This window comes from Mesorhizobium sp. RCC_202 (assembly GCF_041355295.1).
In the GTDB taxonomy this organism is placed as follows: domain Bacteria; phylum Pseudomonadota; class Alphaproteobacteria; order Rhizobiales; family Rhizobiaceae; genus Mesorhizobium.
Map to the genome: position 1 here is coordinate 92,714 of NZ_JBFUPO010000008.1, position 21,663 is coordinate 114,376.

22 protein-coding genes and 1 riboswitch are annotated in these 21,663 nt (G+C 64.0%); of the genes, 9 read left to right on the forward strand and 13 right to left on the reverse strand.

Annotated features, from left to right (window positions below; all coding sequences use genetic code 11):
- Positions 1-97 precede the first annotated feature (97 nt).
- From tldD to AB6802_RS19245, 4 genes are all read left to right on the forward strand, one after another.
- The gene (gene tldD / locus AB6802_RS19230) at positions 98-1,510 is read left to right on the forward strand and encodes a metalloprotease TldD (protein WP_371011755.1); all 1,413 of its coding nucleotides are present in this window, start codon (positions 98-100) and stop codon (positions 1,508-1,510) included.
- Positions 1,511-1,588: 78 nt separating this feature from the next.
- On the forward strand, positions 1,589-1,864 hold the full coding sequence (locus tag AB6802_RS19235; RefSeq protein WP_371011756.1) for an AbrB/MazE/SpoVT family DNA-binding domain-containing protein: 276 nt from the start codon (positions 1,589-1,591) through the stop codon (positions 1,862-1,864).
- Positions 1,851-2,240 (forward strand): type II toxin-antitoxin system VapC family toxin, encoded by a 390-nt coding sequence (locus AB6802_RS19240; protein ID WP_371011964.1) that lies wholly within the window; start codon positions 1,851-1,853, stop codon positions 2,238-2,240. Before AB6802_RS19235 ends, AB6802_RS19240 begins: the two co-directional genes overlap by 14 nt.
- A 117-nt stretch (positions 2,241-2,357) precedes the next feature.
- Positions 2,358-3,035, forward strand: coding sequence for a transglutaminase-like cysteine peptidase (locus tag AB6802_RS19245; RefSeq protein WP_371011757.1), 678 nt, complete (start codon positions 2,358-2,360; stop codon positions 3,033-3,035).
- A gap of 199 nt (positions 3,036-3,234) precedes the next feature.
- Here the strand turns inward: AB6802_RS19245 and AB6802_RS19250 are convergent, their stop codons facing one another.
- The 3 genes from AB6802_RS19250 to AB6802_RS19260 all read right to left on the reverse strand — a co-directional run bounded on the left by AB6802_RS19250 (position 3,235) and on the right by AB6802_RS19260 (position 7,718).
- Positions 3,235-5,526 carry a caspase domain-containing protein gene (locus tag AB6802_RS19250; RefSeq protein WP_371011758.1) on the reverse strand — a complete coding sequence of 764 codons (2,292 nt, stop codon included), beginning with the start codon at positions 5,524-5,526 and terminating at the stop codon, positions 3,235-3,237.
- Positions 5,527-5,715: 189 nt separating this feature from the next.
- Positions 5,716-6,951 (reverse strand): class I SAM-dependent RNA methyltransferase, encoded by a 1,236-nt coding sequence (locus tag AB6802_RS19255; protein ID WP_371011759.1) that lies wholly within the window; start codon positions 6,949-6,951, stop codon positions 5,716-5,718.
- Positions 6,948-7,718, reverse strand: a complete 771-nt coding sequence (locus tag AB6802_RS19260; RefSeq protein WP_371011760.1) for a TlyA family RNA methyltransferase — start codon at positions 7,716-7,718, stop codon at positions 6,948-6,950. Before AB6802_RS19260 ends, AB6802_RS19255 begins: the two co-directional genes overlap by 4 nt.
- A gap of 110 nt (positions 7,719-7,828) precedes the next feature.
- Between AB6802_RS19260 and AB6802_RS19265 the strand changes: the two genes are divergently transcribed.
- Entirely contained in the window at positions 7,829-8,230 is a 402-nt protein-coding gene (locus tag AB6802_RS19265; RefSeq protein ID WP_371011761.1) for a GFA family protein, read from the forward strand.
- Here AB6802_RS19265 and AB6802_RS19270 read toward each other — a convergent pair whose 3' ends face one another.
- The 6 genes from AB6802_RS19270 to AB6802_RS19295 form a co-directional block, all read right to left on the reverse strand.
- A complete protein-coding gene (locus AB6802_RS19270) occupies positions 8,231-8,515 on the reverse strand; it encodes a hypothetical protein (RefSeq protein ID WP_371011762.1) in 285 nt (94 codons plus the stop codon).
- 149 nt (positions 8,516-8,664) lie between these two features.
- Positions 8,665-10,572: a 1-deoxy-D-xylulose-5-phosphate synthase gene (gene dxs, locus AB6802_RS19275; RefSeq protein ID WP_371011763.1), complete on the reverse strand. Its 1,908-nt coding sequence runs from the start codon at positions 10,570-10,572 to the stop codon at positions 8,665-8,667.
- A gap of 231 nt (positions 10,573-10,803) precedes the next feature.
- Entirely contained in the window at positions 10,804-11,724 is a 921-nt protein-coding gene (locus AB6802_RS19280) for a pirin family protein (RefSeq protein WP_371011764.1), read from the reverse strand.
- 9 nt (positions 11,725-11,733) lie between these two features.
- The gene (locus AB6802_RS19285) at positions 11,734-12,000 is read right to left on the reverse strand and encodes a DUF2277 domain-containing protein (RefSeq protein WP_371011765.1); all 267 of its coding nucleotides are present in this window, start codon (positions 11,998-12,000) and stop codon (positions 11,734-11,736) included.
- A 43-nt stretch (positions 12,001-12,043) separates the two neighbouring features.
- Positions 12,044-12,295, reverse strand: a complete 252-nt coding sequence (locus tag AB6802_RS19290) for an exodeoxyribonuclease VII small subunit (RefSeq protein WP_027164646.1) — start codon at positions 12,293-12,295, stop codon at positions 12,044-12,046.
- A 3-nt stretch (positions 12,296-12,298) separates the two neighbouring features.
- Positions 12,299-13,225: a histone deacetylase family protein gene (locus AB6802_RS19295; protein WP_371011766.1), complete on the reverse strand. Its 927-nt coding sequence runs from the start codon at positions 13,223-13,225 to the stop codon at positions 12,299-12,301.
- A 115-nt stretch (positions 13,226-13,340) separates the two neighbouring features.
- Positions 13,341-13,519: riboswitch (cobalamin riboswitch) on the forward strand.
- Positions 13,520-13,559: 40 nt separating this feature from the next.
- Between AB6802_RS19295 and bluB the strand changes: the two genes are divergently transcribed.
- The gene (bluB, locus tag AB6802_RS19300; RefSeq protein ID WP_371011767.1) at positions 13,560-14,291 is read left to right on the forward strand and encodes a 5,6-dimethylbenzimidazole synthase; all 732 of its coding nucleotides are present in this window, start codon (positions 13,560-13,562) and stop codon (positions 14,289-14,291) included.
- Here the strand turns inward: bluB and AB6802_RS19305 are convergent, their stop codons facing one another.
- Both AB6802_RS19305 and AB6802_RS19310 read right to left on the reverse strand, forming a co-directional pair.
- Complete coding sequence (locus AB6802_RS19305; protein WP_371011768.1) at positions 14,292-15,275, reverse strand: hypothetical protein; 984 nt, start codon at positions 15,273-15,275, stop codon at positions 14,292-14,294.
- Positions 15,276-15,389: 114 nt separating this feature from the next.
- Positions 15,390-15,983 carry a TetR/AcrR family transcriptional regulator gene (locus tag AB6802_RS19310; RefSeq protein WP_371011769.1) on the reverse strand — a complete coding sequence of 198 codons (594 nt, stop codon included), beginning with the start codon at positions 15,981-15,983 and terminating at the stop codon, positions 15,390-15,392.
- Between the two features lie 119 nt (positions 15,984-16,102).
- On the opposite strand from AB6802_RS19310, the gene AB6802_RS19315 reads away from it, so the two are divergent.
- Positions 16,103-17,323, forward strand: coding sequence for an MFS transporter (locus AB6802_RS19315; RefSeq protein ID WP_371011770.1), 1,221 nt, complete (start codon positions 16,103-16,105; stop codon positions 17,321-17,323).
- A 79-nt stretch (positions 17,324-17,402) separates the two neighbouring features.
- On the opposite strand, the gene ribB is transcribed toward AB6802_RS19315, so the two are convergent.
- Entirely contained in the window at positions 17,403-18,503 is a 1,101-nt protein-coding gene (gene ribB / locus AB6802_RS19320; RefSeq protein ID WP_371011771.1) for a 3,4-dihydroxy-2-butanone-4-phosphate synthase, read from the reverse strand.
- A gap of 129 nt (positions 18,504-18,632) precedes the next feature.
- A complete protein-coding gene (gene aroC, locus AB6802_RS19325) occupies positions 18,633-19,748 on the reverse strand; it encodes a chorismate synthase (RefSeq protein ID WP_371011772.1) in 1,116 nt (371 codons plus the stop codon).
- Positions 19,749-20,245: 497 nt separating this feature from the next.
- On the opposite strand from aroC, the gene AB6802_RS19330 reads away from it, so the two are divergent.
- Both AB6802_RS19330 and AB6802_RS19335 read left to right on the forward strand, forming a co-directional pair.
- Positions 20,246-21,259 carry a glycosyltransferase family 2 protein gene (locus AB6802_RS19330; RefSeq protein WP_371011965.1) on the forward strand — a complete coding sequence of 338 codons (1,014 nt, stop codon included), beginning with the start codon at positions 20,246-20,248 and terminating at the stop codon, positions 21,257-21,259.
- Positions 21,256-21,663, forward strand: a complete 408-nt coding sequence (locus tag AB6802_RS19335; RefSeq protein WP_371011773.1) for a GtrA family protein — start codon at positions 21,256-21,258, stop codon at positions 21,661-21,663. The genes AB6802_RS19330 and AB6802_RS19335 overlap by 4 nt, the downstream gene beginning before the upstream one ends.

A 21,663-nucleotide genomic window follows, 5' to 3' on the forward strand; every position in this document is an offset into this window, starting at 1 on the left:
GCCACAATCGCTTTGCGCGGCGAACGCCGATTGTCTTGGCGTGCCTTCGCCCCTACATCGGGGGAAGCCAGAGAAATTACCCAGTGGACAGCCCGCCATGAACAGCCTGATCGGCCAATTCGACATTTCCGACGATCGCGTCAAAGAGATCGTCGCCGACACCATCAAGGGTGCCGACGACGGCGAGCTGTTTATCGAATACAGCGAGAGCGAAGCGCTGATGTTCGACAATGGCCGGCTGAAGACAGCGAATTTCAGCACCGACCAGGGTTTTGGCTTGCGCGCCGTGGCCGGCGAAGCAAGCGGCTACGCGCATTCGAGCGATCTTTCTGAGGCTTCGCTGCTGCGCGCGGCCGATGCAGTGTCGACCGTCAAGAGCGGCTATTCCGGCACGCTCGCCGCCGCACCCGCGCGCACCAACCGGCATCTTTACGGGGACGAAAATCCCATACCGTCGCCCTCCTTCGAGGCCAAGGCGAAGCTGTTGCAGGAGATCGATGGCTGGGTGCGCGCGAGCGACCCGCGCGTGCGCCAGGTGACGGCCTCGCTCGCCGCCTCCTGGCAGCATGTCGAGATCGTGCGCGGCGATGGCCAGATCGTGCGCGACATCCGCCCGCTGGTCCGCATCAACGTGTCGGTGGTGGTCGGCGACGGCGACCGGCAGGAGAGCGGCTCCTACGGCATGGGTGGCCGCAAGAGCTTTGGCGATTTCGTCGGCGAGGAAACCTGGAAGCATGCCGCCAGCGAGGCGCTGCGGCAGGCGCTGGTCAATCTCGAAGCGGTCCCCGCACCCGCCGGCACCTTCGATATCGTGCTGTCCAGCGGCTGGCCGGGCGTGATGCTGCATGAGGCGGTCGGCCACGGGCTGGAAGGCGATTTCAACCGCAAGAAGACATCCGCCTTCGCCGGCCTTCTGGGCCAGCAGGTGGCGGCAAAGGGCGTCACCGTCGTCGATGACGGCACCATCCCCGAGCGGCGCGGTTCGCTTACCGTCGACGACGAAGGCACGCCCTCGGCGCGCAACGTGCTGATCGAGGCCGGCAAGCTCGTCGGCTACATGCAGGACCGCCAGAACGCTCGGCTGATGGGCATGCAGGCGACCGGCAACGGAAGGCGCGAGGGCTATGCGCACCAGCCGATGCCGCGCATGACCAACACCTATATGACGTCGGGCGACATGGAGCCGGACGAGATCATCGCCTCGGTCAAGAACGGCATCTACGCCGTCTCCTTCGGCGGCGGACAGGTCGATATCACCTCGGGCAAATTCGTGTTCGGCTGCACCGAAGCCTACATGATCGAGAACGGCAAGGTGACGCAGCCGATCAAGGGCGCGATGCTGATCGGCAATGGGCCGGACGCCATGCATCGGGTTTCGATGATCGGCAACGACATGAAGCTCGACAACGGCATCGGCATGTGCGGCAAGGCCGGACAGGGCGTGCCGGTCGGCGTCGGCCAGCCGCATCTGCGGATGGACCAGATGACGGTCGGCGGCACAAGGGTTTGAGGATTCGCAATCCGACCGGCTTGAATAGCCAATCTTGCAAGATTATCTTACCTTTGTCTTACACTAAGGTAAGCCACGATGGCCACCACCGAAAAGCTCATCACGACCGTCTCGACCAAGGGACAAGTCATCCTGCCCAGCGCGATCCGGAAAAGGAAGGATTGGGGCGCCGGGACGCGTCTGCAGGTCGAAGACACGCCTGAGGGCGTTCTTTTGAAGCTGGCGCCGGCTTTCGCACCGACGCGGCCGCAGGATGTCTTTGGTGTGCTGCCGCATACCGGCAAGCCGAAAACGTTGGAGGAAATGGACGCGGGCGTCCTTGCCGAAGCGCGCCGGCGCCATGCTCGCGATTGATACCAACGTTGTCGTCAGATACCTGACGAACGACCATCCCGAGCAATCCGCAAGAGCCCGGCGGCTGATCGACAGTCAGCCCATCTTTGTCGCCATCACGGTCATTCTGGAGGTCGAATGGGTGCTGCGCAGCGCCTATGGTTATGAGCAGCCCGCTATCGTCAATGCATTGCGGGTGTTTGGCGGCCTTCCTACCGTCGAAATGGAGGACGCAGCGATCCTCTCTTCAGCGCTCGATTTCTCCGAGGCGGGGATGGACTTCGCGGATGCGCTGCATCTCGCCCGATCCGCGCATTGCGAGCGATACGCCACGTTCGACCGTAAACTGGTCAGGGCCGCGCGGCTTGCAGGCCGTGCCGGCGTGCAAGAAGCCTAGCCGCCGCTCGTTCGGCGCAACGCAATTTGTGTTAGGACATTATTAATTATTTAATTGCGAGGCTTGCCGTTTCCGCATTAACTCGTCGTCAGTCTCCTCGTTGCGGTGGTGTTGGCAGTGCTACGTTCCCCTCACGTCCTGACGTCTTCGTTCCTCATTGGCCTTGTTTCGTTGATTGGTGCGACCTCGCTGCAAGTCAGTCCAGCGGCGGCACAGTCGAGCTTCTTCAAGCGGACATCGACGCTATCCACGACCGGTGGGTCGAGTGCCGCCGCCGTTGGCGGAACCACCAGCGTCCCCTATGGCTGGCTCGATTTCTGCCATCGCCGGCCAAAGGAGTGCAAAGTGCCTGCGCTGCCGGCAACGAATGTGAAGTTGACCAGCCAGAACATGCAGACCCTCAAGCGGGTAAACCTGAAGGCGAACCGCTCCATCAAGCCCGTCAGCAACTACGACCACTGGGGCACGATGGTCGACCACTGGGACTATCCGACGGACGGCAAGGGCGACTGCAAGATCTATGCGCTTTACAAGCGCAAGCTGCTCCTTGCAGCGGGATTCCCCCGGCAGGCGCTGCTGATGACCGTGGTGCGCGACCTCAACAATGAAGGCCACACCATCCTGACGGTGAAGACCGACAAGGGCGATCTCGTCCTGGACAATCTGGTCGACGAGGTCAGGCCCTGGAACGCCACCGGCTATTATTTCATGAAACGCCAGTCGCAGCAGAACCCGAACAATTGGGTGTCGATCAACCAGCGCGGCGGCACGGCGAAGCGTCTCTCGCCAAGCTGACACGCGGCAGGTTCAGCATGTCTAGAGCAATTCCAGGAAAAGTGTGAGCGGTTTTCCGTCCGGAATTGCCTAAAAACAAAGAGTTAGAGCGGTTCGCCGTTTCCGTGAAACGGTGAAACGCTCTAGCGCTGCTGGACCGATCGGCTGACTCGCGGGCGGACGGGCTCTGAACCTGTCCACCAACAACCAACCTCACGCCCTATCGCTTACACGTCGGCTCGCCCGGGTGCCCGCAGACCGGCTTCTTGCCAGGCTGCTGCTGCGGCAGATGTCGCTCCTGCGTCTGGACCTGGAGCCTCGGCTGGGCATGGAACTGCGGCTTCGGCTGGGCATGGAATTGCGGCCTGTCCTGGCTGGACAGGACCTGCGCGTTCGGCTTGCCGGCCTTGAAGGTGTGCTGGACATTGACGTCACCGCCGGTCGATCCGCCGCCTGTTCCCGCCAGCTTGCGGAGCTTCCTGCCCCTGTCGTTGTCCAGGCCCGCGCCCTGCCCGTCAGGACTGACGGTCCCGCCGGCGGCCAGGTCCTTGTGCGTGAATTTCTTCGGCTTGCCGCCGTTTTGATCCGACAGGACCTTCGGAATATTCTTTCCATGCTTGTCCTCAGCCGTCTGCCCATTGGCGACCGGCAGGCCATTGGCGAACGGCAGTTTGCGGATCTTGTCCTTGCCTTTCTGGTCGCCTTGTCCGGTGACGATCTCGCCCTGCTTGCCAAATGTCTTCAGGTGGGTGTCGGCCACGGCCGGCTTGCCGTTGACCAGTGGCAACGTCTTGCCGTTGACCAGCGGCAACGTCTTGCCGTTGACCAGCGGCAAACTCTTGCCGTTGATCAGCGGCAGCGTCTTGCCGTTGGCGCCGGGCAAGGCATGCTCGGTCGCAAGCGTCTTCGACAGCGGCGTCACCAGGCCAGGCTGCTTGCCCTGCTGGAGTGCTGCGCGCTTCTGCAGCAATGGCGGCAGCGCCACCTTGGTGGCTAGAGCGGCGGCGCCCAGCCCGACGGCGCCGGCGGTCAGCTTCTGGCCGGTTGTAAGGCCCTGCCCGGCCTGGTTGTTCTCGTTGATGACCGTGTTGTTGATGACGGTCGTGTTGTGGATGTTGTTGAAGATGATGTTGTTGGGCGGCGGCACGATGTCATGCGGCGGGTTGATCCAGCGCGCCATCGGTACGAAGACCGGCTCCGGCAGCACGAAGATGCCTGCTGGTGGAGCTGGTGGCGCCAGCACGATGAACTCCGGCGGTGGCGGTGGCAGGAACACCACGGCGATCGGCGGCGGCGGTTCGAAATCATAGTCGGGATCGTCGAAATAGAGCACGGGGCGATCGACATAGACGATTTCCTCCGGTGGCGGCGGTGGCACGTCATAGGCGATGACGGTGAAACTCGGCGGCGGCTCCAGCGCCGCCTCGAGATGCTCGAGCTGGCGACGGGCGTCCCATGCATGCGGTCCGTGAGGATAGCGATCGAGATAGGACCAATAGGCCTCGGGCGTGTCGCGCATCCAGGTCTGGCGCCAGGTGATCGCCTCGCGCCGCGCCGCGATGATGGCGCGCACCCGCTTGGCCATCGCATCACGCGGATAGGCAACGAGGAAATCCTCATAGCCGCGCAGTGTGTCGCGGTCGAGCGCGGCGACGTAGGCGTCATGCGCGTCGAAGTCGCGGATTTCCCTGGTGCGGTCGGCCTGGGATTGCGCCTCTGACACCTTCGGCGGCGGAGCGTCGGCAGCGCGGTCGAAGAAGACGAAAGGCGCCGTGATCTTCGAGGCGTCCCACGGCACTTCGGCGCCTTCAGTGACTTCGTTGACGCGCAGGCGTGTGCGATCGAACAGATCGTCGAGCGGCAGGCCGCCGTCGCGCATCATCTCGGCCAGCGCCTGGGCATAGGCGCCATAAGGACCCTTGCCCTCGGGCGCGGCGGTTCCAGGCGCGGCATTGAAGGCAATCAGCATGTTCGGATCGGGATCGACCAGCGCCAGGCCACCGGCCAGCGGCTGGCTCGATTGGGGAAAATCATTGGGCCGCGCGGCGTCGAGGACGACGATGTTGACCTTGGTCGGCAGCGCGGCGAGCGGCCTGGTCAGGTCGGACACCCGCACCGCCTGGATCGGCACGTCGGCCGGATTGGCGATCTTGGCGTCGACCGGCAGGAAGTAGTTGTCACCCTCGAACTGGACGCCATGGCCGGCGAGGTAGACGAAAACGACAGCGTCAGGACCGGCAGCCGAGACCTTGGCAAGGAAATCGCGGTAGGCGCCACGCAGCGACTCCTGATCGACGTCACGGGCGCCAACCACGTCGAAGCCGGCCGCCTGCAAGGTCTGCGCGATCAGCCCCGCGTCATTGGCGGGCGTCGCCAGTTCGCCCGACGGATAGGCGGCATTGCCGATGACAAAGGCAAGGCGCTTTTCGCCTTGCGCGAAAGCGCCCGTCGCCGAACCGGCCACGAGAACAATGACAACAAACAAGCCGAGGAACTTTTGCAACGTCCGCATCTCAATCCCCATCGGTCAAGGCAAACGACACTGGAAAAGCATTCTCCAGCGGGAGCGAGTACAGGCGTGCAAAGGGGCGGCTTTGCGGCGCGATTTCGGCGCGCCGCCGGTGAAAACCCGTGGAATCGGCGCTCTCAAGGAAAAGTGATCATGTCCGGCGGCTTATCGGGGCCGCAAAGGCCCCCATTCCTATCTGCGCCGCTTCGGCTTCTCCAGCAAGGCCACGGCCTCGACATGCGGCGACCACAGGAACTGGTCGATCGGCGTGACGCTCCTCAACGTATAGCCGCCGTCGACAAGGATGCGCAGGTCCCTGGCCAGCGTCACCGGATTGCAGGAGACGGCCGCGACCAGCGGCACGTCGGAACGGGCGATCTGCTTCGACTGGTCCTCGGCGCCGGCGCGCGGCGGATCGAAGACCAGTCCGTCGAAGGCGTTCAACTCCTTGAAAGTCAACGGCCGGCGGAAGAGGTCGCGGCGTTCGCTGGTCACGCGTTTCAGGCCGCTGGCGAAGCGGAAGGCGCGGTCGAGCGCGGCGAGCGCCGGCGCATCGCCCTCGACGGCGTGGACCTCGGACTTCGCCGCCAGCCGCAGCGCGAAGCTGCCGCAACCGGCGAACAGGTCGGCCACCTTCTTGGCGCGCGACAGATGCTGACCGACGAGGGCAGCCATGGTCTGCTCGGCGGCCTCGGTGGCCTGGAGGAAGGCGCCCGGCGGCACGGCGACGGCCACGGATCGGAACTGCACGGTCGGCTTTTTCGGTTCGACGACGATTTCGCCGTCAACGGAAAGCCTCGCCAGACCCTCGGCCATGACGAAATTGGAGGCGATGCGACGCTGGTGGTCGCCAAGCTTGCCGCTATCGTGGACGGCGACATCGAGACCCGACCCGGTCGCGGTCACCGTCATATGAAAGGCCTTCGGCGTCGCGCAGACCAGCTCGGCCAGGTCGCGCAAACGGCCAAGCGCCGCGACGATCGCCGGCAGCGAGATCGGGCATTCCTCGATCGGGATGATTTCGCCGGAAAGCGCGCGCACGAAGCCGAACTGCATGCCGGCATCGCCGCGCCTGGCGCTGAACGTGACGCGGCGGCGGCTGTGCGGTGCGCATGGCGCCAGCGCGCCGACCTCGCCAGCGACGCCCTTCAGCGCCTGCACGACTTTCTCGCGCTTCCACTGCTGGTAGGCCTCGGCCTCGAAATGCTGCAACGCGCAGCCGCCGCATTCCGTGAAATGGCGGCAGGCCGGTTCGATCCTGAGCGGCGAGGCCTCCAGTACCGACATCAAGGTGGCGCGGTCTTTCTGCCGCGCGGCGGTCACTGTCTCGCCCGGCAATGCAAAGGGGATATAGACCTCGCCGCCTTCGGCAGCGGCGATGCCGTCGCCCTGCGAGCCCAGCCTGGCGATGGTGAAGCGCGTGCTCATCGCCCCGCGTCCTTGATCGCGGCAAGCAGGAATTCGCGGTTGCCGTCGCCGCCGTCGATCGGCGATGGGCGCAGGCCCAGCGCGCGCCAGCCGGGAATGCCGGCCAGCCAGTCGCGCAGGCCCTCGGCGACGCGTTCCGCATCGGCCGGCTCCTTGAGCAGGCCGCCCTTACCGACTGCATCGCGCCCGGCCTCGAACTGCGGCTTGACGAGCAGGATTGCCTTGGCGCCTTCCTGCGCCAACTCCAACGCCGGCGGCAGCGCCAGCTTCAGCGAGATGAAGGAGACGTCGCAGACCAGGAAATCCGGGATACGGCCACCAAGATCGGCAGCGGCGAGCTCACGCGCATTCAGGCCTTCGATCACCGTCACACGCGGGTCGCCGGCAATGTCGGGATGCATCTGACCATGGCCGACATCGATCGCTGTGACGTGGGCTGCACGGCGATCGAGCAGCACCTGGGTGAAGCCGCCGGTCGAGGCGCCAATGTCGAGCGCTTCGCTGCCCGCGGGATCGAGCCCGAAATGGTCGAGCCCGGCGATCAGTTTCAGCGCCGCGCGCGACACATAGGCTCGCGCGGGATCGTCAATCGCGATCCGGCAGTTGCGCGCGACGGGCTGGCCGGGCTTGCGGGCGACTGCGCCGTCGATCGTCACCGTGCCGCGCTCGATGGCGTCGCGGGCGCGCGAGCGGCTGGCGAACAGGCCGCGCCCGACGAGCAGTTCGTCGAGCCGCTGGCGCTGGCTGGCTGGCAAAGGGGAACTCATCGGCCTTCATTGGCGAAAGCCGGCCCCGATAGCAAGGCGATAGATGACTTGCCGACCCTCCCTTACCTCCTGCACATTGCGGTGGCGAGCAGCAATCGAATGGAGGTCCGATGCTGAAGGGAACCTGCCATTGCGGCAAAACCCACTGGAAGCTGGAAGGCGATCCCGGTCCGATCACGGCCTGCAACTGCACGCTTTGCCGCCGCTACGGCGCGCTCTGGGCCTATGACTATGTCGATGAACGCATCCGCGTCGAAGGTCCGGTGCAGTCATACACGTGGGCTGAGGTGGCCGAGCCCGAACTCGAAATCCTGTTTTGCCCGCGCTGTGCTTGCGTGCTCGCCTGGCGTGGCCTGCGCACCGGCAAAAGCGGCCGGACGCGCATAGCCGTCAATGTCCGGCTGGCGCCGCCTGAGGCCGTGGCCGACCTGCCGATCGACCACTTTGACGGTCTCGACACTTTCGACGATCTGCCGCGCGATGGCCGCTGCGTACGCGATATGTGGTTTTGATCAGAAGACAATGCGCGAAACGCGGCGTTCGACAGCCGGCATCAGGCCGCCATCGTTGGCAGCCTGCCTGCGCGGCTCGACCGGAACGGGTGCTGCCGGCGGAACGTCGGGGACCACCACCAGCTGAGGAACCTGCTTGTAGGAAAAACCACCGCGGATGTTGCCCATCTTGGCAGCGACGATGTCCGTCACAGCCTTTTCAAGGTTGCGATCGTAGCGCATTTCGGCTGCCGCCGGCGCAACCGTGGCCGCCAGAAGGGCCATGCCGCACAGAAACGACTTCATTGTTTTTAGCTCCCTGCCTTGGCCGAGGTGTAGCAGGTTGCCGTTGAAAAACGGCCAAGGGACAGGGTAAGCAAACCCCCAAACGAAAGCGTTAACAAAAGCTTACCAGCAAGAGCCAGAAAATCAATTTAGCAACTTGAGAATCTGAATCAGGCGCGCTGTGCCTGGACGCCTCGGCCGAGCGTGGCAAAGACCGTGCGCACGATGCCGGCCGTATCGAGGCCTGCATCGGCATACATCTTCTCGGGCTTGGCGTGGTCGCTGAACACGTCCGGCAACACCAGCGGGCGCACCTTGAGGCCGCTTTCCAGCAGGCCTTCATGGGCAAGGAAATGCAGCACCTGGCTGGCGAAACCGCCGATGGCGCCCTCCTCGACCGTCACCAGCACCTCATGCGACTTGGCGAGGCGGCGGATCAGGTCGTGGTCGAGCGGCTTGGCGAAACGGGCGTCGGCGACAGTGGTCGAAAGACCCGATGCGCCGAGCTCCTCGGCCGCAGCCAGGCAGTCCTGCAGCCGCGTGCCGAAGGACAGCAGCGCCACCTTGGTGCCTTCCTTCAGCACACGGCCTTTGCCGATGTCGAGCACCGCGCCGCGCTCCGGCATGTCGACGCCGACGCCGTTGCCGCGCGGATAGCGGAAGGCGATCGGTCCGTCGTCATAGGACGCCGCGGTGCGCACCATGTGGCGCAGCTCCGCCTCATCCGCCGCGGCCATGACGACGAAACCCGGCAGCGAGGCGAGGAAGGTCGTGTCGAAGGCGCCGCAATGGGTAGCGCCGTCGGCGCCGACGAAGCCGGCGCGGTCGATCGGAAAGCGGACCGGCAGTTTCTGGATCGCCACGTCATGGACGACCTGGTCGTAGGCGCGCTGCAGGAAGGTCGAGTAGATGGCGGCGAACGGCTTGTAGCCTTCGGTGGCGAGCCCCGCGGCGAAGGTCACCGCGTGCTGTTCGGCGATGCCGACATCGAAGGTTCGCGCCGGAAACGCCTCGCCGAACAGATCGAGGCCGGTGCCGCTCGGCATGGCGGCGGTGACCGCGACGATGCGGTCGTCCTCACGCGCTTCCTGGATCAGGCTTTCGGCGAAGACCTTGGTATAGGCCGGCGCGTTGGCCGGCGCCTTGGTTTGCGCGCCGGTGATGACGTCGAACTTGTTGACGCCGTGATATTTGTCGGCGGCGGCTTCCGCCGGCGCATAGCCCTTGCCCTTCTGGGTCACGACATGGATCAGTACCGGGCCGTCGCCATTGTCGCGGACGTTCTTCAAGACCGGGATCAGGTGCTCCAGATTGTGCCCATCGATCGGGCCGATGTGATAGAAGCCGAGCTCCTCGAACAGCGTGCCGCCGGTGACGTAGCCGCGCGCATGCTCGACGGCGCGGGTGATGGCGCGGTCGGCGCGCTTGCCGAGATAAGAGGTAAGCTTCTTGCCGAAATCGCGCAGGCCGAGATAGGTCTTGCCCGACGCAAGCCTCGCCAGATAGGCGCTCATCGCGCCGGTCGGCGGTGCGATCGACATGTCGTTGTCGTTGAGGATAACGATCAGGCGAGCATCGAGCGCGCCGGCATTGTTGAGCGCCTCGAACGCCATACCGGCCGACATGGCGCCATCGCCGATAACCGAAATGACATTGTTGCGGCCGCCCGACAGGTCGCGCGCCATGGCCATGCCCAGCCCAGCCGAGATCGAGGTCGAGGAATGCGCCGCGCCGAACGGATCGTATTCGCTCTCGGCGCGCCGGGTGAAGCCGGAAAGGCCGCCTTCCTGGCGCAGCGTGCGGATGCGCTCGCGGCGGCCGGTCAGGATCTTGTGCGGATAGGCCTGGTGGCCGACATCCCAGATCAGCCGGTCCTGCGGCGTGTTGAAGACGTAGTGCAGCGCGACCGTCAGTTCGACGACGCCAAGGCCGGCGCCGAGATGGCCGCCGGTCTGCGACACGGCGTCGATCAGCTCGGCGCGCAGTTCCGAGGCGAGCTGCGGCAGCGCGCTTTCCTCAAGCGTTCGCAAGTCCGCTGGGATGCGGACCTTGTCGAGCAGCGGCGTGTCTGGCTTCACTCGGGCGCGTCCTGCTGAAACGATCGAACACGGCGCTACCAGTAAAATGCGCCATAATCATGCGCGGAAATAGGCCGGCTACAAGCGAATGTAAATGCGCGTCAGTGTCGCGTGTTATTGCCTGGCCTTAGCCTTCCGGCAGCGGAATGAACTCTTCCTCAAAGAACGTGAGCACCGGAAGCGCAGGGAGCCGGCATTTGCAGGCCGGCATCACCTGAATATCAACACACCTTAGCCTTCCGGCAGCGGGATAAACTCTTCCTCATCGCCGGGAACGATATCGAAGCGACCTATCTTCCACTCCTGCTTGGCCTGCTCGATGCGTTCCTTCGAGGAGGAAACGAAGTTCCACCAGATATAGCGATTGGAGCCCAGAGAAGCGCCGCCGAACAGCATGAAATGGGCGCCGCATTCGGACGAGACGACGATCTCCTCGCCCGGCTTGAACACCAGAAGCCGCTCGGCCGGGAAGCGGTCGCCGGCGATCGAGACCTCGCCTTCGAGCGTATAGATGGCGCGCTCCTCGGCATCCGCCGGGATTTTCACGCTGGCGCCGCCCGCCAGCATGAGATCGGCATAGAGCGTGTCCGATGCGGTCGCGACCGGTGAGCGCAGACCGGAGAATTCGCCGATCACCACGCGACCGCTGACGCCTTCGGCGTCGATTTCCGGCAAGCGGATCGCCGCGGTGTTCTCGAACAGCGGAGCAACCTCTTCCTTGCCGTCGGGCAGCGCCAGCCAGGTCTGCAGGCCGGAGATCGACATCGGCGCCCCGCGCAACTCGTCAGGCGTACGCTCGGAATGCACGATGCCACGCCCCGCGGTCATCAAATTCACGTCGCCCGGCGCGATCACCATTTCGGTGCCGAGCGAATCGCTATGCCTGATCTTGCCGTCGAACAGATAGGTGACGGTGGACAGCCCGATGTGCGGATGCGGGCGCACATCCAGCGCCTGGCCGGCGCGCAGGATGGCCGGACCCATGCGGTCGAAGAAGATGAACGGCCCGACCAGCCGGCGTCTTGCCGTCGGCAATGCGCGGCGCACCTCGAAGCCGCCAATGTCCTTGGCGTTGGGGATGACCATCAATTCGATCTGATCGCAGGCGAAGGCATCGCCGGGCTCGGGATCGTTTCCAGGAAAGAAGCTCATATCGACCTCTCAGGCGAAGCGCAGCGCCGACCTGGCTTTCGCCTTGGCCGCCTCTTCCTCGCGGTTGCGTGGTTCCTGGTTGGTCTCGAGCGAATCGAGCAATTCGCGAGCAACGGCCGCGATCGCCTCGACGGCATGATGGAAGGCGTGCTCGTTGCGTTTTGAGGGTTTGGTCGATCCGCTCAGCTTGCGCACGAACTGCAGTGCGGCGTCATGCACTTCGTCATTGGTCGCCGGCGGTTCGAAATTGGCCAGGGTCTTGATGTTGCGGCACATAGCTTGAACTCCTTACCTGCTTTCTCTGCCCGACCTGCTTCATTTACTCGGCGTCGAGCGGCTCCGTCCCCACCGGCTTGCCGTCGCGCGACAGCCTGATCTTCTCGACCTTGTCCTCGGCGGCCTTCAGCAACCGGTCGCAATGGGCCTTCAGCGCTTCACCGCGCTCATAGATCTTGATCGACTGGTCGAGCGGAACGTCGCCGCGCTCCAGATCATCGACGATCTTCTCCAGCGCGTCGAGCGCCTGTTCGAAGCTCATCGCCTTGACGTCCTCATTGCCTTCGACAGCCATACTTTATCCCTTCATCAGCCGCCCGACATGGGCAGCGACTGAAAATGCCAGTCCTTGCAGATCGTAGCCGCCTTCGAGCAGGCTGACGAGCCGGTTGCCGCTGTGGCGGCCGGCGCGTTCCATCAACTGGCCGGTCGCCCAGTCGAAATCGTCCTCTGTCAGGTTGATCTCGGCCAGCGGGTCACGATGGTGCGCATCGAAACCGGCGGAAATGATGATCAGATCCGGCGCAAAGGCGTCGATCGAGGGCAGCACGCGCGACAGGAAGGCGTCGCGGAACAAATCGCTGCCGGTGCGCGGCGCCAGCGGCGCGTTGACGATGTTGCCGGCGCCGGTCTCGCTCCTGGCGCCGGTGCCCGGATAAAGCGGCATCTGATGCGTCGAGCAATAGAGCACCGACGGATCGTCCCAGAAGATGTCCTGCGTGCCGTTGCCGTGGTGGACGTCCCAGTCGACGATGGCGACGCGCTCGGCCTGATGCTTCTTCTGCGCATAGCGCGCGGCGATGGCCGCCGTGTTGAACAGGCAAAAGCCCATCGCCGTGGCCTTTTCGGCATGGTGTCCAGGCGGGCGGGCGGCAACGAAGACGTTTGCCGCGCGGCCCTCGAAGACATCGTCGACAGCCGCGTTGGCGGCGCCGATCGCCGTCACCGCGGCCTGCCAGCTCTTCGGGCTGGCGCTGGTATCGGCGTCGATCGGGGCGATGCCGCTCTCGGGGATCGCGGCGCGGACACGCTCAACGTGATCCTCGGGATGCGCGTAAAGGATCGTCGCCTCGTCGCCTTCCGGCGCCTCGACGCGGTCGAGCGCCGAAAACGCCTCGTCGTCCAGCACGCGCTCGATGGCGCGCAGACGGTCGGGACGCTCGGGGTGGCCGGGCGGCGTGATGTGTTCGAGAAAGATCGGATGCGTGTAGAGACGTGTAGCCATGGCCTCTAATCTAGGGGCCCAAGGCCGCGATGGCCATGTTTGAATGCCGAATGGCTGGGGACAATCGCGCCTTGCCGTGTCGCTGACGGCATTGGCGCGGCGCTTGGTTCACGCTAAGGTCGCATCGCTGCCTGGTGCCCGCGACGCGGGAGAATCGGGAACACGGTTTCATTCCGTGGCGTGCCCAACGCTGTGAGGGGGACCGCGCCGGCAAACGCCACTGTCGTTGACGGGAAGGCGCCGGACGCGGGTCGATCCCGAGCCAGAAGACCGGCCTGGCAGACATGGTCACCCGCTTGGTCAGGCGGGGGCTGCTTATCGCAGGGGAAAAGCGATGCAAGCACTTGCGCCCGCCATCGGCGGCGATGACTTTGACCAATTGGCGCGCGACGCTGTCTACCGGGCGATGTTCACCAGGCGTGACGTGCGCAGCCATTTCGTTAGCGACGATCTCGACGATGGCGTGCTGGCGCGGCTGCTCACCGCCGCCCACCATGCGCCATCGGTAGGCTACATGCAGCCGTGGAATTTCATCGTCATCCGCGACGCGACCAGACGGCGACAGGTGTGCGATCTTTTCCTTGCCGCGCGCGAACAGGAACTGCCGGCGATCGAGGCGGAGCGGCAGGCGCTCTACCGCAAGCTGAAACTCGAAGGCATCTGCGAGAGCGCGCTCAATCTGTGCATCACCTGCGACCGGCAGCGTTCGAAGGACTCGCCGCTCGGGCGCTGGCACAATCCGGAGATGGACCTCTACAGTACCGTCTGCGCCGTGCAGAATTTCTGGCTGGCGGCGCGCGCGGAAGGTGTCGGCGTCGGCTGGGTCAGCATCATCGAGACGGAGGCGCTGAAGCAGCTTCTGTCGATCCCCGAACATGTCACGCCGATCGCTTATCTCTGCGTCGGCCGCGTCTCGGAATTCGCGCCGAAGCCGGATCTCGAAACGCATGGCTGGGGCAAGCGCCTGGCCTTGTCGGAACTGGTGATGAGCGAGACGTTTCGCGGCGCCGGCGAGGCGCCGCTCAAATCGGCGATTGCAAGACTTGGCGGCGCTCCAAAGAGCTGATCAAGCGGCCCGGGGCGTATCCCAGCGCGAGCCGCCGCCGAAAGAGCCGAGCGCCTTGTCGCGCAATTCCCGGAATTTCGACGATGCCTCTGCCAGGTGGCGGTCCCATTCCGGATTGGGGGTCTGGCCCTCGATGGCGTCGAAATAGACCTGCATCAGCGAGGCGATTGCGAACGGCTCGATGAAAGCCGCCTTGAAGGCCCAGGCAAAGACGATGGCCAGCACGAAGGCCCAGCCGGCGAGTTGTCCCGGCATCACCCAGAGGATCGCGGCGGCCGGCGCCAGCATCAACAGGAAGATAACGAAGGACAGGCCCCACATGATCACCGCCAGCCAGACTGCGTTCTTGACCATGTGCTTGCCGTTCTGCGCGTAAAGCACGACACCTTGCCGCGCCGTCTCGAAAGGCGAGTTCGAATTGATGCGAATGTTGTAGCCGAGGATGATCTCGTCGACATAGGTCAGCGACAGACGGATGACGGTGTTGATGAAGCTGACCAGGCCGCTCAAGCCCGGAATGGGCAGGAAGGCGGCGATGCCGCCGATCAGGCCGGTGATGGCGCGGATGGCGCCCTTGACCAGCTGGTCGACGACGAAAAGGATGTTGGCCTCGGCAAAACGCTGGGTCACCACTTCCTTGGCATAGGCGATCTGGCCCTGGCCGTCGGGCACATCGTGGCCGTCGATCAGGTGGACCATGACGGCGATGTGGCCGGCCTTGAGCACATAGAGGATGTATTCTCGGATCCAGTAGACGGCGATCGAGACGATGCCGAAGCCGACAACGCCGCCCCATAGCGCAAACGACGCCGGACCGTCAGGATCGGTGGAGATGTGGCCGACGCCATAGCCGACGCTGGCGCCCGTGCCGGTCGCCATGATGTAGGCAATCGTGATGCCGAAATAGACGATCATGCGGAAGACGATGAACGGCCATGTCCGCATCATGATGGACACCGACCGGCCGATGCTGAAATCCCACATGGCCCGACTCTCCACACCCTAAGAGATGGCGGGAGAACATGCGCCGGCGCCGGCGAAAGTCAATCGCCGGCAACCTTTATGCCAGTGAAACCGGTGCACAAGTCCACGGACCGCCTAAGATTTTTCGAGCAAGCCTTTAAGCAACTGCTGAAAAGCCGCAATTGCTTTCTTGGACGTCGCCTCCGGATCCTTCGAATTGGCGATGCGCTGCGCGGCCTGGCTGCTGGCGCCGTTGATCAGCCGCGCCGCCGTCTCCGGGTCGAGGTCGGCAACGACCACTCCCTCCGCCTGCAGCGCGGTCAGGTGATCGGTCATTGAAGCCGTGCAGGCATTGGCGTTCGGCCATTGCGCTGGGTCGCCAAGCACGGCCGGGCCGTCGCGGAACATGATGCGCTGGATTTCCGGCTCCAGCGCCATTTCGATATAGGTGGTGCATTCGTCGACGAAGCGCTGCCAGCGCGTCGGTGCCTTCGCGGCCACCTCGTTGACCCGCACAGCCATTTCGCCGTCGATCTCGGCGATGACCGCCTGCAGCAACCCTTTCTTGTCGCCAAAATGATGGTAGAGCGCGCCGCGCGTGAGACCGGCCGTCGCGGTGAAATCATCCATCGAGGCCTCGGCATAGCCGATCGTGCCGAAAGCGTGACGGGCGGCCGCGATGAGCTTGGCGCGTGTCTCGGCGATCATCTCCTTGCGCGGTCTGTGCATGCCCTGGCCCTACTCACATACGTTGCGTATGCCAATTGACATACGTGATGTATGAACTATCTGACATTCATACGCAGCGTATGTAATTGCGCTACGCACCCTTGTCGAGGAGCTGGACCATGCGAAACCCTTATGCGGACATCTTTCGGGCTCCCGGCACCAAAGGCTTTGCCGCGGCGGCGTTCGTGGCGCGGCTGCCGATCGCCATGGCGCCGATCGGCATCGTGGCGATGCTGTCGCAGACGCATGGCGAATACTGGCTGGCCGGCGCCGTCTCGGCGACGTTTGCGCTGGTCAACGCCTGCCTGTCGCCGCAGATATCGCGATGGGTGGACCGGCGCGGCCAGACCGCGATCGCCTTACCGACGACGTTTGTCTCGGTGCTTGCCTTCGCAACGCTGATCGTGGCGGCCAACCAGCATTGGCCGGTCTGGAGCTTGTTCCTTTCCTCACTGCTTGCCGCCGCCATGCCCAACATCCCGGCGCTGGTCAGGGCGCGCTGGACCGAGATCTTTCACGACCGGCCCGAGCTCAACACCGCCTTCGCCTTCGAATCAGCCGCGGACGAGTTGGTCTATGTCGCCGGCGCCTCGCTGTCGGTGGGCTTGAGCGCGGCATTGTTTCCCGAAGCCGGCATGGTCGTCAGCACATTGCTGCTGGCCTTGGGTTCGGCGGCGTTCCTGCTGCAGCGCTCGTCCGAGCCGCATGTCCGCCCGGCGGAGCATGGCGCGGCCGGCTCGGCGATCCGCCTGCGGCCGGTGCAGATCATCACCTTCGCGCTGATCTTCGTCGGCGCGACCTTCGCCACCACGGAAGTCACGACGGTGGCGATCACCAAAGAGCTCGGTCAGCCGGAAGCGGCAAGCCTTGTCATCGGCGTCTACGCGCTCGGATCCTTCGTGCTCGGCATCATCATCGGCGCGCTCAGCCTTAAGGCGCCGCTGCAGCGGCAACTGGCCGTCGCAGTCGGTGTCGTGGCGTTGACCACGCTGCCGCTGCTCTTTGCCGACACGGTGCCGGTCCTGGCGCTGGCGGTGTTCGTCAGCGGCATTGCGATCTCGCCGACCTTCATCACCGCTTTCGGCTTGATCGAGCGCCACGTGCCGGCGGCGATGCTCACCGAAGGCGTCACCTGGGTGACGACCGGGATCGGCATCGGCATGGCGCTGGGCTCCTTCGCCGCCGGCTGGATGGTCGACACTTTCGGTCCGCAGAGCGGCTTTTGGGTATCGGTGGCCGCGGGCGCAATTGCGCTGGCCACCGTGCTCGCCGGCCAATGCCGGCTTGCGACGGACGATTGCGATGTCGATAGGCGCGAGGCGGTGGTCCCCGCCGAGTGACGGCCAGCCAGGGCCAGCCATCCGTTGATCATCGCAAACGTTGGGGGTTGGCCGTAGCCTCGCGAGGGTTTCAGCGAAGCTACAATATCTCGGTCTTGGCGATGTGGATGCCAAACCCTTCGAGGCCGATATAGTGGCGCTCGCGCGAGGCGATCAGGTTGATCGAGGAAATGCCGAGATCCTTCAGGATCTGCGCGCCGAGGCCGATCTCGCGCCATTCGCTCTCGCGGCGGCGGGCCTCCTCGTGGTCCTCGCGGTCGCCGCTCTGCGGCCGCTTGCGCTCCTGGTGGGCAACGCCGACCGAGCCTTCGCGCAGATAGACGATGACGCCGCGCTTGCGCTCGCCCATCGCCTTCATGATGCCGTCGAGGCGATGGCTGGTGCCGAAGACGTCGGTCACCACATCCTCGGAATGCAGCCGCACCGGCACGTCCTCCCCGTCGCGGATGTCGCCGAAGACGACCGCGACATGGTGCATGGAATCCCAGGGCAGCGTGTAGGTGAAGACCTGCGCCTTGCCGCCCAGCGTGTCGATTTCGGAACAGGCGACGCGCTCGACCAGCGTTTCCTTGCGCTGCCGATAGGCGATGAGGTCGGCCACCGAGACCTGCTTCAGGCCATGTTCTTCGGCAAAGCTTGCGACCTGCGGGCCGCGCTTGACGGTGCCGTCGTCGTTGACCAGTTCGGAAATCACGCCGACCGGCGGCAGGCCGGCGAGCTTGCACAGATCGACCGCTGCCTCGGTATGGCCCGAGCGCATCAGCACGCCGCCTTCGCGCGCGATCAGCGGGAAGATATGGCCGGGCCGCACGAAATCAGAGCCGCCGACATTGCCGTTGGCAAGATTGCGCACGGTCAGCGTGCGGTCCTCGGCGGAAATGCCGGTTGTCGTGCCATGCTTGAAATCGACGCTGACGGTGAAGGCGGTGGTGTGGGCGGAATCATTGTCGGCGACCATCGGCTGCAAGTTCAGCCGCTTCGCCTCCTCGCGCGGCATCGGCGTGCAGACGATGCCGGAGGTGTGGCGGATGATGAAGGCCATCTTTTCGGGCGTGCAATGGACGGCGGCGACGATCAGGTCGCCCTCGTTCTCGCGCCCGTCATCGTCCATGACGACGACGATCTCGCCGCGCTCGAAGGCGCGGATCGCTTCGACGATCTTCTTCTGGTCGTAAGGCATAAGTGCTCGCTTCGCTCGCAGGGGGTAGTGAGTAGTGAGTAGTGAATGGTGAATGGTGAATGGTGGATGGTGAATGGTGAATGGTGAATGGTGAATGGAAGATGCCGGATGCATCGGCTTTCCTACTCACTATTCACTACTCACTACTCCCTTCCCGGTCTGTCCTCGATGCCGCAGATAATGATCGGCAATGGCGCAGGCAACCATGGCCTCGCCGATCGGCACGGCACGGATGCCGACGCATGGGTCGTGGCGGCCCTTGGTCATCACCTCGACATCGTGGCCGTCCTTGTCGATCGACTGGCGCGGGGTCAGGATCGAGGAGGTCGGCTTGACGGCGAAGCGGGCGACGATTTGCTGCCCTGTCGAGATGCCGCCCAATATGCCGCCGGCATTGTTCGACAGGAAAACCGGCTTGCCGTCATTGCCCATGCGCATCTCGTCGGCATTCTGCTCGCCCGTGATGCGGGCCGCTTCGAAGCCATTGCCGATCTCGACGCCCTTGACGGCATTGATCGACATCAGCCCCGACGCAATGTCCTGGTCGAGCTTGGCGTAGATCGGCGCGCCGAGGCCCGGCGGCACACCGTCGGCTACGATCTCGATCACCGCTCCGACCGAGGAGCCGGCCTTGCGGATGCCGTCGAGATAAGCGGTGAAGACCGGCACCGAAGCAGGATCGGGCGTGAAGAACGGGTTTTCGGCGTCGCCGATGAAATTCCAGTTCCAGTTGGCGCGGTCGATCGATTTTTCGCCCATCGAGACCAGCGCGCCGCGCACCACCACGCCTGGAACCACCTTGCGCGCGAGCGCGCCTGCCGCCACCCGCGCCGCCGTCTCGCGCGCCGAGGAGCGGCCGCCGCCGCGATGATCGCGCAGGCCGTATTTGACGTCATAGGTGTAGTCGGCATGGCCGGGACGGTACTGGCGGGCGATCTCGCCATAATCCTTGGAGCGCTGGTCGACATTCTCGATCAGCATCGAGACCGGCGTGCCGGTGGTGATCATCGTCTCGCCGTCCTCGTCGAGGATGAAGCCCGACAGGATCTTGACCTCGTCCGGCTCGCGCCGCTGGGTGACGAAACGCGACTGTCCGGGGCGGCGCTTGTCGAGTTCGGCCTGGATGTCCTCGCGCTTGAAGCGGATGCCCGGGGGGCAGCCGTCCACAACGCAGCCGAGTGCTGCGCCATGACTTTCACCCCAAGTGGTGACACGGAAGAGATGGCCGAAGGTGTTGTGAGACATGGAAAAGCGCCCTGCCCGGCGGCAAAGCCGGAAGTCCTTAAATGCCACAGCGTCCTTTGCGCGTCCAAAAGAGGATGCGCGGCGCAGTGGTGTGCCTTCTATTGGCGTTTTCCACAGTGGTCAAACTGCTATCGCTATCTGCGATGAACGGCCAGATGCCGTTTGACCCGGCCCACATTTGAAGGTGTCTGCCCCGATGATTGACGGCACGCCTGACTGGCTCATGATACCGAGCCAGGATGACCTTGGTGGACCGGATTTCGAAAGGCTTTCTTTGGATCCTAATCTTTCCTCGAAAACCGATAGCCTATTGCAGGCATCAAGCTTGAATTGACGTAGTGAAAAGTACGGTTCCGCGTTCGCGACTGTATATGCAGGTCTGCGCAGATAAAGACAGCTGCCTTCAGCATGAGGGCAATGGGTTTCCTTTTAGGATTGGCAAAAACATCAATCTCCGATAGCTAGCACGCGGGTAAATTCTGGGAGTGAACTTGGCTGTGGGACAACAGTACGGCGCCGACCACGGGATCGCGCATCCTGTCGACCTGCCACGGCGGAAGCAGGATGAAAGCCCGGGCAATGTGCCCGGCGATATCGAAGTCGCGGTGCTCGTTCCCTGCTACAATGAGGCCACTACCGTTGCGAGCGTGATTTCCGAGTTTCGCCAGGCGCTGCCGCATGCCCACATTTATGTTTATGACAACAACTCTGTCGACGAAACTGCGGCTGTAGCCGCGTCGGCTGGCGCGATCGTGCGCACCGAACGCCGTCAAGGCAAGGGTAATGTCGTTCGGCGGATGTTTTCGGATATCGACGCCGACGTCTATCTCATCGTCGACGGCGACGCCACATACGACGCGACCGCGGCGCCAGCCATGGTGCGTGAGATTCTGTCAGGCCCGTATGACAAAGTGAACGGCGCGCGCGTCCATACCAGCGAGCAGGCGTACAGGCCAGGTCACGTCTTGGGAAATCGCCTGCTTACGTCGCTTGTTTCCGCCTTTTTTGGCGACCAAAGCCGGGACATGCTGTCCGGGTACAAGGCCCTGTCGCGCCGGTTCGTAAAGACGTTTCCTGCTGTAAGCGGGGGCTTCGAGATCGAGACGGAACTTCTCATACACGCACTGCAACTCGGCGTGCCCATGAGCGAGATCGAGACACAGTACAAAGAGCGGCCTGTAGGCTCGGTAAGCAAGCTGGCGACCTACGGGGACGGGTTGCGCATCCTGTGGCTGATTTTCCATCTTATCCGCGACCTGTTGCCGCTTCAGTTCTTCCTAGCCGTGGCTGCGGTTTTGGCCCTGGTGGCGATCGGGTTCGGAACGCCGGTTTTCCTGCAATACTTGTCCACGGGGCTGGTGCCTCGCTTCCCGACCCTGATTGCCGCATCGGCGGTGATGATCCTTGCCTTCCTGTCCGTGTTCGCGGGTCTGATCCTCGACAGCGTGGCGCGCGGCCGCAAGGAGGCAAAGCTGCTTGCCTACCTGGCTTACCAGCCGGTGCAACGGTGAGCACCACCGGCGCCAAGCTGGCGCGCTTCCTGGCCGTCGGCGGAATCGGTTTCGTTACTGACGCTGCCGTGTTCTTCGGCTTCGTCTACGGCTTTGGAGGCACCATCGTCGCCGCGCGCGTGCTGGCAAGCCTGATTGCGATGAGCGTGACCTGGGCCCTCAACCGAAGCGTCACCTTCAGTGACGGTCGCATGCAAAACAGAACTGCCGAGTACGGCAAGTATCTGGTCGCATCCTTCGTCGGAATGGGCGCGAACCTGGTCGTGCTCGCCGAAGCAAGCAAGGTCGATGCCGGCTTCTATCACCTGCCGGCATACCTGCTTGGCGCGCTGGCAGGCCTGTTGGTCAATTATGCGCTTTACGACCGGCTGGTCTTCAACGGTCATGGAAATCCGGGGAGATAG

Coding starts and splice junctions, on each gene's coding strand:
- tldD (WP_371011755.1), top strand. CDS start 98: ATGAACAGCCTGATCGGCCAATTCGACATTTCCGACGATCGCGTCAAA.
- AB6802_RS19235 (WP_371011756.1), top strand. CDS start 1,589: ATGGCCACCACCGAAAAGCTCATCACGACCGTCTCGACCAAGGGACAA.
- AB6802_RS19240 (WP_371011964.1), top strand. CDS start 1,851: ATGCTCGCGATTGATACCAACGTTGTCGTCAGATACCTGACGAACGAC.
- AB6802_RS19250 (WP_371011758.1), bottom strand. CDS start 5,526: ATGCGGACGTTGCAAAAGTTCCTCGGCTTGTTTGTTGTCATTGTTCTC.
- AB6802_RS19255 (WP_371011759.1), bottom strand. CDS start 6,951: ATGAGCACGCGCTTCACCATCGCCAGGCTGGGCTCGCAGGGCGACGGC.
- AB6802_RS19260 (WP_371011760.1), bottom strand. CDS start 7,718: ATGAGTTCCCCTTTGCCAGCCAGCCAGCGCCAGCGGCTCGACGAACTG.
- AB6802_RS19265 (WP_371011761.1), top strand. CDS start 7,829: ATGCTGAAGGGAACCTGCCATTGCGGCAAAACCCACTGGAAGCTGGAA.
- AB6802_RS19270 (WP_371011762.1), bottom strand. CDS start 8,515: ATGAAGTCGTTTCTGTGCGGCATGGCCCTTCTGGCGGCCACGGTTGCG.
- AB6802_RS19280 (WP_371011764.1), bottom strand. CDS start 11,724: ATGAGCTTCTTTCCTGGAAACGATCCCGAGCCCGGCGATGCCTTCGCC.
- AB6802_RS19285 (WP_371011765.1), bottom strand. CDS start 12,000: ATGTGCCGCAACATCAAGACCCTGGCCAATTTCGAACCGCCGGCGACC.
- AB6802_RS19290 (WP_027164646.1), bottom strand. CDS start 12,295: ATGGCTGTCGAAGGCAATGAGGACGTCAAGGCGATGAGCTTCGAACAG.
- AB6802_RS19295 (WP_371011766.1), bottom strand. CDS start 13,225: ATGGCTACACGTCTCTACACGCATCCGATCTTTCTCGAACACATCACG.
- bluB (WP_371011767.1), top strand. CDS start 13,560: ATGCAAGCACTTGCGCCCGCCATCGGCGGCGATGACTTTGACCAATTG.
- AB6802_RS19305 (WP_371011768.1), bottom strand. CDS start 15,275: ATGTGGGATTTCAGCATCGGCCGGTCGGTGTCCATCATGATGCGGACA.
- AB6802_RS19310 (WP_371011769.1), bottom strand. CDS start 15,983: ATGCACAGACCGCGCAAGGAGATGATCGCCGAGACACGCGCCAAGCTC.
- AB6802_RS19315 (WP_371011770.1), top strand. CDS start 16,103: ATGCGAAACCCTTATGCGGACATCTTTCGGGCTCCCGGCACCAAAGGC.
- ribB (WP_371011771.1), bottom strand. CDS start 18,503: ATGCCTTACGACCAGAAGAAGATCGTCGAAGCGATCCGCGCCTTCGAG.
- aroC (WP_371011772.1), bottom strand. CDS start 19,748: ATGTCTCACAACACCTTCGGCCATCTCTTCCGTGTCACCACTTGGGGT.